General features: G+C 37.1%; 15 protein-coding genes and 1 CRISPR repeat array. Of the genes, 14 read left to right on the plus strand and 1 reads right to left on the minus strand.

All coding sequences use genetic code 11. The annotated features are described in order from the left end of the window. The first annotated feature begins 20 nt into the window (after positions 1–20). The 5 genes from BUF11_RS14930 (at position 21) to BUF11_RS14950 (ending at position 4,334) form a co-directional block, all read left to right on the plus strand. Positions 21–389 carry a hypothetical protein gene (locus tag BUF11_RS14930; protein WP_073589642.1) on the plus strand — a complete coding sequence of 123 codons (369 nt, stop codon included), beginning with the start codon at positions 21–23 and terminating at the stop codon, positions 387–389. Next, a complete protein-coding gene (locus tag BUF11_RS14935) occupies positions 361–1,593 on the plus strand; it encodes an MFS transporter (protein WP_175562076.1) in 1,233 nt (410 codons plus the stop codon). Before BUF11_RS14930 ends, BUF11_RS14935 begins: the two co-directional genes overlap by 29 nt. Further along, positions 1,590–2,306, plus strand: a complete 717-nt coding sequence (locus BUF11_RS14940) for a polysaccharide deacetylase family protein (protein ID WP_073589644.1) — start codon at positions 1,590–1,592, stop codon at positions 2,304–2,306. The genes BUF11_RS14935 and BUF11_RS14940 overlap by 4 nt, the downstream gene beginning before the upstream one ends. Before the next feature lie 117 nt (positions 2,307–2,423). Next, a complete protein-coding gene (gene nagA, locus BUF11_RS14945; protein WP_073589680.1) occupies positions 2,424–3,560 on the plus strand; it encodes an N-acetylglucosamine-6-phosphate deacetylase in 1,137 nt (378 codons plus the stop codon). 54 nt (positions 3,561–3,614) lie between these two features. Further along, positions 3,615–4,334 carry a DUF434 domain-containing protein gene (locus BUF11_RS14950; RefSeq protein WP_073589645.1) on the plus strand — a complete coding sequence of 240 codons (720 nt, stop codon included), beginning with the start codon at positions 3,615–3,617 and terminating at the stop codon, positions 4,332–4,334. Here BUF11_RS14950 and BUF11_RS14955 read toward each other — a convergent pair. Then, positions 4,299–4,784: a hypothetical protein gene (locus BUF11_RS14955; protein ID WP_073589646.1), complete on the minus strand. Its 486-nt coding sequence runs from the start codon at positions 4,782–4,784 to the stop codon at positions 4,299–4,301. The genes BUF11_RS14950 and BUF11_RS14955 overlap by 36 nt on opposite strands. 158 nt (positions 4,785–4,942) lie before the next feature. Here BUF11_RS14955 and BUF11_RS14960 point away from each other — a divergent pair, with 158 nt between their 5' ends. The 9 genes from BUF11_RS14960 (at position 4,943) to cas2 (ending at position 15,238) form a co-directional block, all read left to right on the plus strand. Beyond that, positions 4,943–5,881, plus strand: a complete 939-nt coding sequence (locus BUF11_RS14960) for an alpha/beta hydrolase (RefSeq protein ID WP_073589647.1) — start codon at positions 4,943–4,945, stop codon at positions 5,879–5,881. A 571-nt stretch (positions 5,882–6,452) separates the two neighbouring features. Next, positions 6,453–7,160, plus strand: a complete 708-nt coding sequence (locus tag BUF11_RS14965; protein ID WP_084558679.1) for a CRISPR-associated endoribonuclease Cas6 — start codon at positions 6,453–6,455, stop codon at positions 7,158–7,160. A gap of 12 nt (positions 7,161–7,172) precedes the next feature. Continuing rightward, positions 7,173–8,918: a hypothetical protein gene (locus BUF11_RS14970; RefSeq protein WP_073589648.1), complete on the plus strand. Its 1,746-nt coding sequence runs from the start codon at positions 7,173–7,175 to the stop codon at positions 8,916–8,918. Next, positions 8,911–9,918 (plus strand): type I CRISPR-associated protein Cas7, encoded by a 1,008-nt coding sequence (locus tag BUF11_RS14975; protein WP_073589649.1) that lies wholly within the window; start codon positions 8,911–8,913, stop codon positions 9,916–9,918. The genes BUF11_RS14970 and BUF11_RS14975 overlap by 8 nt, the downstream gene beginning before the upstream one ends. A 3-nt stretch (positions 9,919–9,921) precedes the next feature. Continuing rightward, positions 9,922–10,662, plus strand: a complete 741-nt coding sequence (gene cas5b, locus BUF11_RS14980) for a type I-B CRISPR-associated protein Cas5b (RefSeq protein WP_073589650.1) — start codon at positions 9,922–9,924, stop codon at positions 10,660–10,662. A 105-nt stretch (positions 10,663–10,767) separates the two neighbouring features. Next, entirely contained in the window at positions 10,768–13,392 is a 2,625-nt protein-coding gene (locus tag BUF11_RS14985; protein ID WP_073589651.1) for a CRISPR-associated helicase/endonuclease Cas3, read from the plus strand. A 20-nt stretch (positions 13,393–13,412) separates the two neighbouring features. Beyond that, positions 13,413–13,907, plus strand: coding sequence for a CRISPR-associated protein Cas4 (gene cas4 / locus BUF11_RS14990; protein WP_073589652.1), 495 nt, complete (start codon positions 13,413–13,415; stop codon positions 13,905–13,907). A gap of 33 nt (positions 13,908–13,940) precedes the next feature. Continuing rightward, a complete protein-coding gene (gene cas1b, locus BUF11_RS14995) occupies positions 13,941–14,939 on the plus strand; it encodes a type I-B CRISPR-associated endonuclease Cas1b (RefSeq protein ID WP_073589653.1) in 999 nt (332 codons plus the stop codon). Continuing rightward, the gene (gene cas2 / locus BUF11_RS15000) at positions 14,939–15,238 is read left to right on the plus strand and encodes a CRISPR-associated endonuclease Cas2 (RefSeq protein WP_073589654.1); all 300 of its coding nucleotides are present in this window, start codon (positions 14,939–14,941) and stop codon (positions 15,236–15,238) included. Before cas1b ends, cas2 begins: the two co-directional genes overlap by 1 nt. 184 nt (positions 15,239–15,422) lie before the next feature. After that, positions 15,423–15,714: a CRISPR direct-repeat array (repeat unit 30 nt; unit sequence ATAGAACCAGAACATGAGATGTATTGAAAT). Positions 15,715–15,718: the final 4 nt, after the last annotated feature.

A 15,718-nucleotide genomic window follows, 5' to 3' on the forward strand; every position in this document is an offset into this window, starting at 1 on the left:
GCAGCATAGAGGAGGATATAATGCCGATAATAAAAATTTATTTTACAAAGGATCAGATTAATAAAAGCAATCCCATATTTTACAACGAATTAGGGGAAACAGCATCAAAAATATTCAAAACCCCCTATCCCAATGTCCGTATTTATGTAAATAGCTATGAAAATACATGTAATCAAGATGATAATTCGGCATACGTAGAAGTAAATATTATCAGTCAAAAGACAGAGCAGCAAAAGAAAATATTTTTAAAAGCAATTTCTGAAATCCTATGGAACTATTTTGGGATTGAAGAAAATAAGGTGGCTTTAGTGTACATATTATTAATGGCAGAAAATTGCGTTGCCGGAGGGAAATTTGTAGTTGAACATCAAAAAAATGAATTTGACTAAAAACCAGTTATTATATTATAGCGGTAAATTAATTTCCAATTTGGGTACCCAGCTGTATTATTTTGTTTTGTCCATATATGTGCTAAGTGTTACAGGTTCGGCATTATCCTATGCCTTTACGCTTAGTTTAGGAATTATAATAACTTTAATTTTTGGTCCTGTATCAGCAGTTATTTGTGACAAAGTTAATAAGAAGGTCATAATGGTTGCCGCTGATTTTTTAAATGCATTTATTTTATTCCTGTTTTTTATTCTTTCTGTGATATCGGGAGAATTTACGTTATATAACGTATACATTAGTGTAATTTTAATAAATATCATCGGAACATTTTTTGATACGGCATCCGAATCCGGTAAGATAGAAATTGCTGATAAATCACAAATGTTGGAAGTTAATTCGGCATGTAAAGTTATAGATTCATTTACCAGGATCATATCACCGATTTTGGCTGCCGGGATATATACTGCTGCGGGAATTAACAGCTTTTTGCTTATTGATGGCATTAGCTTTTTTATTTCGGCACTATTTGGAATTTTTATCAGGTTTAACAGCTATCAGGCAGAGAATAAGGAGATACATATCGTAAAGGATTGGATGGAAGGAATTAAGTATATAAATCGGCAGGATGGGATAAAGGCGGTTATTATTCTCTTTTTGGCATTTAACGTTATTTTCAGTTTGGAGATGTCGGTGCTGTTACCCTATCTTGTTTTAAATTATTTTGTTCTGTCCTCTTCACAATATGCGGTAATCGAGACTTGCACTGCTTTGGGCCTCTTGGGCGGAGCCTTTTTAATTAATGGTTTACTTAAGAAAGCCCATATTAAGAAGATTATTAAAAAAATCATTTATTGTTTAATAGTGATTCTGGCGTCATTTCTTCTTACCGTTCAATTAAAGCATCAAATAAATGGAATTCTCTTAGTGATGATATTGTCTGTTGGAATGTTTTTATATGGCAACACGGTGTCATGTCTTGAAATTCCCTTACAGACCCTGGTGCAATGTAAGGTAGAGCAAAAATTTTTGGCAAGAGTACTTTTAACCATTATACTTTGTGTAAAAATTTTTAATCCGGTTGTATTAATAATTGGCGGTTATCTGCTGGACGTCCTCTCTCCTGCCATAATTATTGTAATAGGTATCATATTATTATCCGGTGTCTGGCTGGCGCTTGCAAAAATGAAAGGAGAGTTTGAATGATGTATAACAATGTTACTTTGTATTCGGAAACAGCAAAAAATAAGCTGACGAAAGAAGAGCTTGATTTTTATGAAGGCTGGGATGCCAATTGCTTAACTCTAAAGCAAATGTTTCCTGATACTGTTTTTATACGTGGAAATACGGATATTTCTCAAGTGGCACTGTCATTTGACGACGCTCCGGATACTGTATATACACCTCAAATATTAGACATATTAAGAGAATATCATTTAAAAGCAAGCTTTTCAATCGTAGGAGAATATATCGAGAAAAACAGGGAAATATTGCAAAGAATTTATCAGGAGGGACATAACCTTATAAATCATACTTATTCGCACAGGGATTTGACACGGCTAAGTAAGTCCAATATAAAGCGGGAAATAACATCGACGGAACAAATGATATATGAGATAACGGGATTTAAGACCGTATTGCTGCGCCCGCCATATGGAAAGCTTGACGTAAATAGCTGCAGGGTTATTACGGAATGCAATTATAAAGCAATTTTGTGGTCTTATAATACATGCGACTGGGTCGCTGATTGCAAAGAGGATATTTTATGTGGAATGTGCAGCAATATCAGAAACGGTGAAATAATTTTACTGCACAGCTATGAGAATAAGAAACCTACGGTAAATGCACTTTTTAGTATTATTGAAGAATTGCTGAAAAATGGAATAAAATTTGTCTCAATTGATGATATGATACAATAAAGCGTAGCGAGGAGTTTGGAGCTTGCTCCGAAATTCCGACCGGAGCTAAAGATCATGAACGGAGTTCATAATATAGTAATACCGGCTTTTGAAATCATACTGCGGGGGTATCCATATATGAAAGCTATAATAAACGGAAAAATAATTTTGGAAGATAAGATTATAAAGGATAAGGTACTGGTATTTGACAATGAGATTGAAGGAATAGAGAGTTGTGTTTCAGATTCCTTTGAAATAATTGATGCGGAAGATAACTATGTTTCGCCAGGCTTTATAGATATGCATATCCATGGTATTAAAGGGAACGGTTTTACTTTGGAATACAGGGAGACAATCCATAAGACTGGTGAGAGTCTGCCGGAGTTCGGTGTTACGGGATTTTTACCCACCTTGGTGTCAGAACCCCGAAATGATATGCTTGAAATCCTAAAGCTAATAAAGGGTGAAGTAAAAAAGGCCACAGGTGCAAGCATATTGGGGGTTCATTTGGAGGGACCCTTTATCAGCAGCTTATATAGGGGAGCCCATGATGAAAAAAACTTATATTATCCGGATACCGGGGATATCCTTTGTCATAAGGATATTATTAAAATGATTACCTATGCGCCAGAGCTTGATGAAAACAATCAATTTTTGAAAACGATCAAGGGAAATTCGGATATCATTATGGCAATGGGACACACAAATGCAACTTTTGAAGAAGCACAAAAAGCTATATATGAAGGAGCCTCTCATTGTACACATATTTTTAACGCAATGCGGCATTTTGACCATAGAGAACCCGGTATCATCGGAGCGGCATTATTGCAGCCTGTTTCGGTGGATATAGTGGCAGATATGATTCATGTAAACAAAGAGCTGTTTCAGTTACTATTAAATAATAAAGGAAAGGAATCCATAGCCCTAATTACGGATGCTATCTTTGCGGCAGGTTTAGAGGAGGGAGTCTATCATTACCAGGGAAGGGATTTTTATGTAAAGGATGGAACAATACGATTAGGTGACGGTAAGCTGGCAGGTTCAATCTTAACACTGAACAGGGCGGCGGATAACTTTTATAAGCACACAAGTCTATCCGTTGCAGAAACGGTAGGATTAATTAGTAAAAATCCGGCAAGGATCCTGGGAATTGACGATAAAAAGGGCAGCCTGCAAAAGGGACTGGATGCCGATATTGTAATTTTTAATGATTCCTTTGAAATACAAAGGACGATTATTGAAGGGAATACCGTATTTTGCAGACAACGGGCATAAGATACAGAGAAAGATGCTGTTTTGGCATCTGATATGACAGGAAAGGAAGTACGGATGGTAAAACAGCTAAGAAGAGGATATGCTCCGGAGGATGAAAAAGAATTTGGAAAGGACGCGCTTGCCACACTTTCCAGGGCGGGAAGTGATATATGCTATTTATTGAATCAGGGCTATCATATAGAGGGAGCGGTTACCTTTGTCTGTAACCATTACAGACTATCCAAAAGGCAGCGTATCGCTCTGATACGCTGGGCTGCTTCCGAAGAGGCGGTCAGAAGCCGAAAGGCCAAGGAAATAGTTGATGGCTGCAGGGATAAGACCTTAAATATTGATGGCTTTAATACGATTATCACACTGGAGGTTGCCCTCTCCGGCTCCCCTGTTATATTGTGCCAGGATGGGTGTCTAAGGGATCTTGCAGGGCTTCGGGGAACCTATCATCCCATAGATAAGACCGTGAAGGCAGTCAATATGATAGGAGATTTTCTTGATAAAGAAAGAGCCGGCAAAGCTGTTTTCTATCTGGATGCACCGGTATCCAATTCCGGCAGGTTAAGTGTGCTGATAAAAGAGGGGCTGGCGAAATACTCCTTTATCACAGAGGTTTACTGCATTAATGAAGTAGACAGAATTCTTAAAAGTTTAGAATGTGTGGTAACGGCAGATTCTGCTGTTTTAGACCTGGCAAAAAACTATTTCAACTTAAACCGTTATTTGTTACTGGATAGTATTTCTGATTTATGGCTGATTGATTTTCTTTACGGTAACTCTTAAGAAGTGTACCAGTAGGGTGGAACCGTTTGAAAAAAGAAACTCATGGGAGAGTTTTTCTTCATTAACAATAAGCAATTCACTAAATTCTAATGTCATGTATCCGCTAGGCAGTGCAAAAGGACCTTCCTCTTTGGCAGGATGATAATTAAGAGCTTCCAGGCCGGAGTAAGTAAGCTGCCAGCTGTCAACCAAATCGGACAGCAGGAGCTTACAGGTCAGAACACCTTTCCGGTCAGCGCCTGATAAGAGGAGGCCGGATAAATAACAGCCCCGAAAGCCAAAATTACCTTCATAGGCCTTTATAAAGGCTTTGGACAAATATTTTTTAGCCTCTAAATATTCTTCTACGTATAGTCTGGCTCTTTCCTCCCATATTTCCAGGGCTGCCTGACGCTTACTGTCTATTTCATTGTTTGTATCCATCCAAAGATCATATTCGAAGTATTTCATTATCTTACCACCTCTCTTTCCCTTGAAAGCATTTTATTATTAGTTTAAACCTTTTTTCATAATTTATTTCATACTTTATCATTGACATACTGTATTTAATGGTTGAAAATATTTTTATAAACAAAAATTTATGAATACCTGGAGGAGGTATTAATATTATGAGGGAAAACTTCACATTTCGGTCAATGGATGGGACTATAGTACATGGATACCGAATATGTCCGGAACCCGATGTACAGCTTAAAGGCATTGTTCAGATTGCCCATGGAATGGCGGAAACTTCGGAAAGATATGAAAGATTTGGAACTTCCCTGGCCGGACAGGGTTATCTTGTCTATGTCCATGACCACAGAGGACATGGAAAGACTGCCGGAGAGCTTGAAAACGTAGGATATTTAGCAGATAAGGATGGCTTCCTGTGGCTGGTAAGGGATATGCATCATCTGACAATTATTATACGAAAGAAATATCCGTCCCTGCCCTTGTTTTTGATGGGACATAGTATGGGTTCTTTTGCAGCACAAAGATACAGCATGGAATATGGAAATGAGCTTAGCGGATTAATACTGTCCGGTTCTAACGGCAATCAGGGAATTATGCTAAAGGCCGGATACCTGATAGCGGCTATGGAAGTCAGGAAAAATGGCCGAAGGGCAAAAAGTGAGAAGATGGATAATCTTCTTTTCGGAGGATTTAATAAGATATTCAGTCCAAACAGAACTGATTTTGACTGGCTGACCAGAGAGGAAGAAGAGGTAGATAAGTATATAAAAGATCCATATTGCGGCACAGTATTTACCGGTGGATTTTTCTATGATTTCATCAAGGGACTGATGGCAATCGAAAAGAAAAAGAACAGAAGAAGAGTGCCAAAGGATTTGCCCATGCTTATCATATCAGGGGATAAAGATCCGGTAGGAAAGTGTGGAAAAGGTGTAAAAAACCTCTATCAGATATATAAAAAGACCGGCGTTAAGGACATTACCTTAAAACTTTACAAGGACGGCAGGCACGAGCTTTTAAATGAACTTAATAAAGAAGAAGTGACAGAGGAGATAATCGGCTGGTTAAAGGGACATAATAAGGATAATGAGTGAAATAAATAAGAGGGATTGCTGTAAAAACCTAGTGTAACCGGTTATTTACAGAATCCCTCTTTTATGTGTACGATCAGCGGACTCTAACGGTTGAAAGTAGTGTGTTCTGAATGCTGTCATCAGTTTACCGGTGAAAGTCCGGTCAGGATAATCGCTAGTAAGACTTGTGTGCTTTCGGGTGACGGATTGTGTTTAAGCAAGGTATGCCTATGTGAAATAAGTGCAAATTAGCAACCCGTGCATTCTCTGGCAGATTATAATAATCATCTTCTGTATGAAATTTTTTGAGTGAAATGTTAGTTACAATACATCATATGTTATGGTTGCAGTTGACTTCTACTAAGCGCTTATCTTAGATAAAATTTCAATACAAAATTGGCAATGAATGCAAATTTTGTTAAGGTTCTATTATAAAAAATTGAGACTATTTAAATTATATCTGAAATTGTATAATATTATTATGATTTTGTAAATTATTCGTTTATATAAAATAAGCGTTTAAAAATTATTGACTATGCAGGAAGCATATGGTAATATAATGTTATTAAATGTAAAATAAGGAGGTGATACCGTGAAAAATATTACTGTTTACCACATTGACTGCAAGATATACTTACTATCCGACATCTCATATAACCGTATTTTGTCTGAAATTTCGGCTTATGTAGACTCTGCTCTTTCCTCTGATAGCAAGATGCTGGAGTTCCACCGTTCATACCGGTACAAGAATTATGTGCTGTCAGGATTTAAAGAGCTGGAGGCAGATAAATGTTATAAAGCAGGGAAAGTTTATTCATTTTCCCTCCGGTGCATACAAAAAGAATTATGTGATTTTTTTCTACAGAAACTCCCGAACAGCCAGACTCCAACGATAAAAGGGTTGGTAGCAGCTGTTAAGATTATTCCACCGCTTTTCCTAGAACGGCTCTATACTATAACACCGGCTCTGATAAAAGTGGGGGGAGCCGGATATTGGAAAGGGAACCTGTCCTTTGACGAATATGAAAAGAGATTGTTTGCCAATTCGATAAAAAAGTATAAGCAATTGACCGGTGAGGAGATAGATGAGAGTTTTACGCTTTATTCTCGTATACAATTTCTGAATCAGAAACCGGTAGCCAATCAATATAAAGGAATAACCTTTTTGGGGGATAAACTTGAACTTTATATTTCTGATAATGAAATGGCACAAAAAATAGCCTTTATGTTATTGGGAACCGGAATAATGGAAAATAATTCCAGAGGATACGGATTCCTGAATTATGCTGCTTTGCGCTAAGGAGGTGAAAGGATGTTAAATGAATGTATGTCCATATTTGAGACTTATGCCGGAGCGGATGTGGACAAGTTGATTTTAGATAATTACATACCTGCTAACGGCTTTTATTTGATATTGGAGGAAACAGAGACAGGTTTTCGGGAAAAGGAACAGTATGAAGTAATGCTGGATAAGAAAACCAGGAAATTAAATATAACCTTTGCCGAACAGGTATACATAAGCCGGTTGGATTATCATTCTTCACTGGTCGATATGAATAAACCGGTGGACAGTAAAAAAATCATACAATCTAACAATTATCTGAGCTTCTGGATAAAGCAGGAGAGTTTGTCAAACGGCAAGCTTAATTCTGAAATCATTGACGGTTATTATGAGGTACTGGCGGACCCTTACATGAAATACTCCAAGGGCAGGAACAAAGAGTTATACCAGATGGTGGAAGAAGAGGTTGGGCCTGTTAATCAGGAAAAGCTTATGAAGGTGAAGCAATGGGTGAAAGAGAATATTTTTCAACTGCCTTATGAGTTGTCAGGGAAGGATTATCTGAAAATATTTTTTCTCTGTGATGGAGTAAGTATAGAGCAGGAGGGAAAAAGATATCTGTTACCCAATCTCTTTAATAAAAACGATTATAATATTAGAATTGACGGTGATATTTACGGATTACCAAATGAGAATATGGGACTTAACAGTAAGAAGCCTTATCTGGAAAATAAAAACCGGAAATATACGGTTCCTATGCTGCTTCGTACAAGCGATTCCATGAAACGGAAGAAGTTCTTTGATTACCTTTGGGGGCTTGCATCCAAAGGGTATTATAACGTTTACTTTGATTCTAGGGGAAAGATTGTTCCGTTAGAACCTAAAGCAGCGCCAAGAGAGGCCCTTACCGGTTATTTTTTGCGAATTAGGAAAGATAAGAATGAAGCCGCCATTCTGGATATGGATACAGTTAATTTTTATCAGCCGGAGTTAAAAGAGTCTTTTTGGTTTGACAATATCCTAAATTTGGATACGAAAAAATTAGAGGGACATCGGTACGGAAAATACAATTATCTATATGATATATGCGATATTGTCAATACGGAAATTTTTTCGAATTTTTTACTGGGAAATCTGTATAATGACCCCGGTGATATATCCTGTAATAATGATGAGGTAATAAAGGAAAATATTCTCATAGCAAGGAACAGGCTGTTTAACTGGTTTTTTAAGGGGTATACAAATGACATGGCAGAGCTGATGGAGAAAGTTTCTGTCAATCTGATTCAAAATACCATCTCGAATGGATATATGGAAAAAGTACAGCACCAGTTCAATGCTTATATATCTGTTTTAGAATATCTAAAAGGAGGGAAAGTAAAAATGGCAGATAGTATGGAAGAGGTTCGTGGTTCAATCAGGGATAAAATAAATCAAAGGGCTCATATACAGGCAGAAAGTGATGAAGAATACTACTATGCAGCCGGGCAGCTTATCCGTTATTTTATATCCTTAAATAAATCCAAAAATAAAATGCATTCTCTGTTTAACCCATTCTTAACAATAAAAAAAGATGAATTATTAAAGCTAAGGCTGGAAGACTTATTCAAAAAATACAATTACGGTATTGATGTAACGAGTCCGCGGTTTAATAATATTTATACAATGATAACCCATTATATACCCAAGGGAAGTATCAACCATACCTTCCTGATAGCAGGCTATATATCGAATAATCTGATTTACGAGAAAAAGGAGGAGAATGATAATGAATAAAAGAGTATACGGTGTAATTGGCATTTCATCTATTATGGCAAATTGGAATGCAGACTTTTCCGGTTATCCGAAGACAACTTCGGACGGAAGTGTATTTGGAAGTGATAAGGCATTGAAATATCCTATGAAAAAAATGTGGGAGAATGAAGGAGAAAAAGTCTTATATATCAAGTCCTTAAAGCTATCCAATGATAAGAAGAAAGAAGACATTACACTGGTGCCCCGTTCTTTAAAGGAGCGCTATGAGCAGTTGTTCCAGATTGAGGATTTATCAAAAAGCACAGATGCCGGACAGATTATCAGAAATCTGTTTAAGGCCATTGATGTGAAGAACTTTGGTGCAACCTTTGCAGAAAAGCCGAGCAATATATCAATAACAGGAGCGGTCCAGATTGGGCAGGGCTTTAATAAATACGAAGATACCTCAACGGAGGAACAGCAGATATTATCCCCCTTCCGGGATGCCTCTAAGGATAGCCAAAAGGAAGAGGAAGCGAAAAGTTCCACTTTGGGAACCAAGATCGTAAGCAAGGAAGCACATTATGTATATCCCTTTACCATTAATCCCAGTGCGTACCAGGGGTATGTGGAAATGGGAGTAACGGAAGGCTATACGGAGGAGGATTATTTGAGATTTAAAAAAACAGCATTAACTTCCGCTACTTCTTACGCAACGAATTCCAAGGTAGGCTGCGAAAATGAACTGGCAGTTTTTGTAGAAACAAAACCGGAGGTTTATTTGCCGAATCTGTCGGAATATGTAAGGTTTGAAAAAATCCCTAATATAACTAAGGAAAAGGGAAGCGCGGAGAAAGAAAGTGAAAATAGACCGGAGAGTAAAGCTGCCAATGAGATATACCTGCAATTCGGGGCATTATTAAAAGACCTGGCAGATAGTATTCTGAAGGTTGAAATCTATTATAATCCCTATACTACGAAGCTGGTTGCGGATATCCCGGAGGCAAAGAGGTTTAATATCTTTACGCAAAAAGAGGTGTAAGGGATGGATATCTTAAAATTTTCCCTAAAGGGAAGGACAGCATTTTTTAAAAAGCCGGAAGTGAATACCTATTATTCCTTTACCTATGGAAATATTCATAAAGTAGCTTTATTAGGGATGTTTGGTGCAATACGGGGATATGGAGGCTATGCCTCTATGGAGACAAAAGGAACAGGGTACCCTGAATTTTATGAGAAGTTAAAGGAACTCCACCTCGGAATAGTTCCCCGTAATGAAAATGGGTTTATGCGGAAAAAAATACAATGGTTTAACAATTCGGTAGGATACGCTTCGGAAGAGCAGGGTGGGAATTTGATTGTCAAAGAACAATGGCTTGAAAATCCATCCTGGGATATCTATGTGGCGGTAGACTGTGAAGAGGCGAAAAAGCTGGCGGATGATTTACTGTCCCACAGATGTATCTATCTTCCCTATCTGGGGAAGAATGACCACCCTGCCGACATTACCGGCGTTAGACCCTTGAAAGACTGTAAGGAAGTAAGTGGTTTTAAGAAGATTGATTCCTTATGTTTAAAGGAAAAGGTTTTCCATGGGGATATAACCGATTTTGAAGAGGAATATGAAGGTATTCCGGTATTTAAATATGAAGAGAGTCTTCCGGTAGCATTGAAACAGGAAACACAGATGTATCAGTACTGTACTTTTACACACAGTAACCTTCCGGTTGAAGGCTATGATGGTCCTGTTTATCAGCCGGATGACGAGACAGTAGTATTCTTTTAATACCAAATTGTAAAGGCCGGAGCAGACAAAGAGTTCCGGCTTTTTTAAAAGCATATTTGAAAGCTGCCTGCACCCTTTTGACAGCCTGATATAGGAGGAGAGAAAATGTTAATAAACAGGGAAACGGTTCCTATCAGCAATATGCTGAATCCGGAATATAACTTTTATGCGCATAAAAAGACAGAGGAAAATCTGAAACGTTCTAAGGATGAAACCATTGCGGAGCATACGGAGCGATGCGTATATCATTTTAAAAATATTGTAAAAGAGAAAGGGCTGGAAGCGGTATTTTCCAATTTTGAGAAAAAGTGGCTTGATGGGTGTGGGAGTGAAGAGCTGGAATTATTTTGGGATATGCTTTTAAATACCATAACCTTTCATGATATCGGCAAATTAAATCCTCTTTTTCAGAAAGATAAAATGAAGAATTCTCAATTTTCCAGAGAAAGAGGAAGGATTGAGTTTGGTTCACAGCACTCTCTGATTTCAGCAGTTTTTTATTTGGAGTATTATCTGCCAAAGAGCAAGAGTTATGCCAAAGAAATCAGGAACCAATTCAGGCTTTTAACCTATGTCAATGCTTATATTATATCCAGGCATCACAGCTCCCTGGAGCAGTTGGATAACTTCATATCAGACTTTTTCCTGAAAGAGGATTACAAAGATAAATGGGAAATCATAGTCAGTGAATTTGGTAAATTTCTGACGAAAGAAGCAGATTTTATGAAGGAAGGTTATGGAAAGAGAGTAAGGACAGAGCTAGAAAAATGTTGTCCTAAGGACGGAGAGGGCAGCATTCTTTTGTATGCTTATGAAAAGCTGCTATATTCGCTGCTGATTGCTTCGGATTATTATGCTACTACGGAATACAGTGATGAGTATATTTTGGATTCTCATGGAACCTTGGAGGACATGAGCTATATTATAGAAAGTTACGGAAAATCTATGGTAATGCAAAATATCCGGGCTTATCAGCAGGGAGAGAAAAAGGAAGGAAAGATAAGGACAGAAGATGAAAAGGCGGGGGAGAGCTGGTGGGAGGAAAGAAATATGAATATCCTCCGCAGTGAATTATTTTTGGAGGCAGAAAGGGAACTGATCCGGAATAAGGAAGAAAGAATATTTTATCTGGAAGCACCCACAGGAAGTGGAAAAAGTAATACGGCTCTAAACTTAAGCTTTCGTCTTATGGAACTTTGTACGGAGATGAAAAAGTTATGGTATATCTATCCTTTTAACACTCTGGTAGAGCAAAATATGCATTCTTTGGAAAAAATATTCGGACAGGATCAGGACATCTTAAAACAAATAAGGGTTGTCAATTCTATAACACCCATTGGGACAATATACAGCAATAAAATGTATACGAAAGAAAGCGGTACAAAGGAGAATGAGCAAGAGTTAAATGAATATGTAAAGGCTCTTCTGGACCGACAGTTTTTCCATTATCCCATTACACTTTCCACCCATGTGACCTTATTTGACATTTTGTTTGGCGGAAGAAGAGAATCCGGATTTGGTTTTTATCAAATAGCAAACAGTGTAATCATATTAGATGAGGTTCAAAGCTACCGGAATGAAATATGGACGGAAATTATTCACTTCTTAAAGGTATTTGCAGAAGCACTTAATATGAAGATTATCATAATGTCAGCAACTCTCCCGGACTTGGACCGGCTTAGCCTGGAGCAGACGAAGGCAGTAAGACTCATAAAGGACCGTGAGCGTTATTTCAAACATCCGGTATTCAAAAACCGTGTGGAATTGCGCTATGACTTATTGAAAATCCAGGAAGTGGAGGAGCAGTTAACAAAATATATCAAGGAATATTTAAATGATGGGAAAAAAGTATTAGTCGAGTTTCTATATAAAACATCCGCTGATAATTTCTTTCGTCAGATATGCTGCGACGCGGATGTCACCTGCAAGGTTCGTTTGATGACAGGAGACGATAACAGCATGGAGCGTAACAATATCCTAAAGGAGCTGGAAGAAGAGCCGGATGAAACAGGCTTTTTATTAATTGCTACTCAGGTGATAGAAGCAGGGGTAGACATTCAAAATATGGATGTTGGTTTTAAGAATATTTCGATGCTGGATTCGGAAGAACAGTTTATGGGCAGAATAAACCGTTCTTGCTTGAAGGAAGGGATTGTATATATCTTTCGGTTGGACGAACCCCGTACAATATATGGCAGAGATGTCAGACTCGAGAAAGCATTGACGCTGGATTCCCCAAAAATGCGTGATGTATTGACACAAAAGTCCTTTGCCGTATTTTATGAAGAGGTATTTAACAAGATACAGCAGATAAATCGTTCCCTGGATGTTAAAAAAAATCTGCAGGAATTCTGGGAGCAGACAGGCAGATTAAATCAGCAGGAAGTGAGTGAGAGAATGTATCTGATTAATGAGGACGAACGGCAGGTCCCTGTATTTTTGGCAAGAGAAATCAGGGTTTCAGAAGATGAGGTACTAAAAGGGAAGGAGGTCTGGATGGCTTATGAGGAATTATTACAGGAGAAAAACCTGAAATATGCTGAAATGAAAGTAAGACAATCTATTATCCAAAGCCAAATGAGTTATTTCATCTATCACATTAAAAAAGGAATCCCTATAGCCTACAACAGGCAGGTTGGCGAAATCTATTATATTGAAGACGGAGAACAATATTTTGATAATGGTAAGTTGGACCGTAAGAAATTAGAAAACCAGTCAGAAATACTATAATAAATTCAGGGAGGATTATTATGCAGGTAAACGGAACTTTAATGAATTATTATTTTCATTGTAAACGCCAGTGCTATCTCCATGGAATCCGGTTAAATTTAGAGGATAACAGTGAAAGTGTTAAAATTGGAAAAGCTTTGCATGAAGAAAAAGAAATGAAAATGGCAGATTCGGAAATAGAAATCGGTAATGTCAAGCTGGATGGATTAACATCAAAATATCTGGTAGAAATAAAAAAATCAGATGCCGATGTGGAAGCTAGTAAGTGGCAGATATTATTATATCTTAAAATATTGAAGAATAAGGGTGTAATCAGGGAAGGAAAACTGGAATTTGTTGAAAAGAATAAGCAGGCAAAAAATATAGTTTACGTCAGTTTAAGTGAAGAGAACGAAAAGCAGCTTGATGACTATATCAATGAGATTGAAGATTTGCTTCTTCGGGATGAAGTACCGGTCGTATTAAATAAGCCCACTTGTAAAAAATGTGCCTATTATGAATATTGCTATATTTAATATCTGCGTATATAAGAAGGAAAGGTGAGATAAATGGGAAGTACCAGATACATCGCATCAATGGGAGAATTGACAAGAAAAGACAATTCCTTGTGCTTTCGCAAGGGGGAGCAGAATATTTACATACCAGTTGAAAATACAAGGGAAATCTATTGCTTGAATGAAGTTACGATTAATTCCAAGCTTCTTGATTTTTTATCAAGAAATCATATTATCGTGCATTTTTTTAATTATTATGAAGGATATAGCGGCACCTTTTTTCCAAGGGATCAATATAGCAGCGGAAAATTGATGATAAAGCAGGTGAATGCATTTGAAAGAGAACGCCTTGTAATTGCGAAGGCCATTGTAAGGGGAATTGGAGAAAATATCTATGAAGTCCTATATCACTATTATAAGCATAATAAAAAAGAAGTAAAAGGCACCATTGACTTTATTAGAGCAGGCTTTAATGACCTGTTGGAACGGGCAGATTCCATAAAATTCGTACTTGCAGTAGAAGGCGACTTGTGGCAGCGCTTTTATTCGGAATTCAAACATATATTGCCGGAGGAATTTATTTTTGATAAAAGAGTTAAGCGTCCGCCGGATAATCCAATCAATGCTTTAATATCCTTTGGAAACACACTTTTATATACCAAAACGATATCTGCTATTTACCAGACCCATCTTGACCAACGTATCAGTTTTTTGCATGAGCCAACGGAGGGCAGGTTCTCCTTAAGCCTGGATTTGTGTGAAGTTTTCAAACCTATCATTGTATTCCGTACTATATTCAACTTGGTGAATAACAGAAAGCTGCAAGTAGAAAAGCATTTTGAAAAAAAGGTTAACTACTGCATACTGAATGAAGAGGGCAGAAATATTTTTATACAGGAATTTGAAGAACGAATCGAATCGGTCTTTATGCATACATCATTAAAACGTAAAGTCAGCTACCGTACTGCGATTAAGCTGGATTGCTATAAATTAATAAAATATTTAATGGAAGGAAAAGAATTTGTACCGTTCTCTGTTAAGGAGGGGATGTAATGGCAGCAAATAAGAAAAACATGAATTATAATTATGCATTCTTGTTTTATGATGTAAATGAGAAGCGAGTGCAGAAGGTTTTTAAATTGTGCAAGAAATATTTATCCCATTTTCAGTATTCTGTTTTTCGAGGTGAGATGACACCTTCAAAATTAATCAAATTAAAGGATGAGTTAAATAACGTAATTAATAAAGAGGAAGATTTTGTGTGTATTATAAAATTAATGAATGATAATGTATTTGTTGAAGACATTTTAGGTTCGCCAAGTAAAAAAACAGGTGAGGATTTAATTATATAGAATATAAAATACTCAACCTTTTATATTTACCAGGTAAAAAATGATAATACAATGACAACCTGCTAAATATAAAGCTTTCTTGATTTTAACAAAAAAATATCTTCGCCTGGTAAAATTTGAGATAAGTATTGAATTTACTGGAAAATAGGAGTAATCTATATTCGTATATGTAGTAAATATGCGGATAGAACCAGAACATGAGATGTATTGAAATGAGATACAAATAACAGCTTATGCCGGATGCGGATGGATAGAACCAGAACATGAGATGTATTGAAATCTCATATTTTATTCCTTTCTTATGTGTTCCGGCTGATAGAACCAGAACATGAGATGTATTGAAATTCCAAGAACGTTAAAAAGAGGATATGCCAGCATATAATAGAACCAGAACATGAGATGTATTGAAATCTGCATATTTAGATGATGACAATGAAGCGGATACAATAGAACCAGAACATGAGATGTATTGAAATTAGT

Source organism: Anaerocolumna xylanovorans DSM 12503, assembly GCF_900143645.1.
Lineage (GTDB): Bacteria > Bacillota > Clostridia > Lachnospirales > Lachnospiraceae > Anaerocolumna > Anaerocolumna xylanovorans.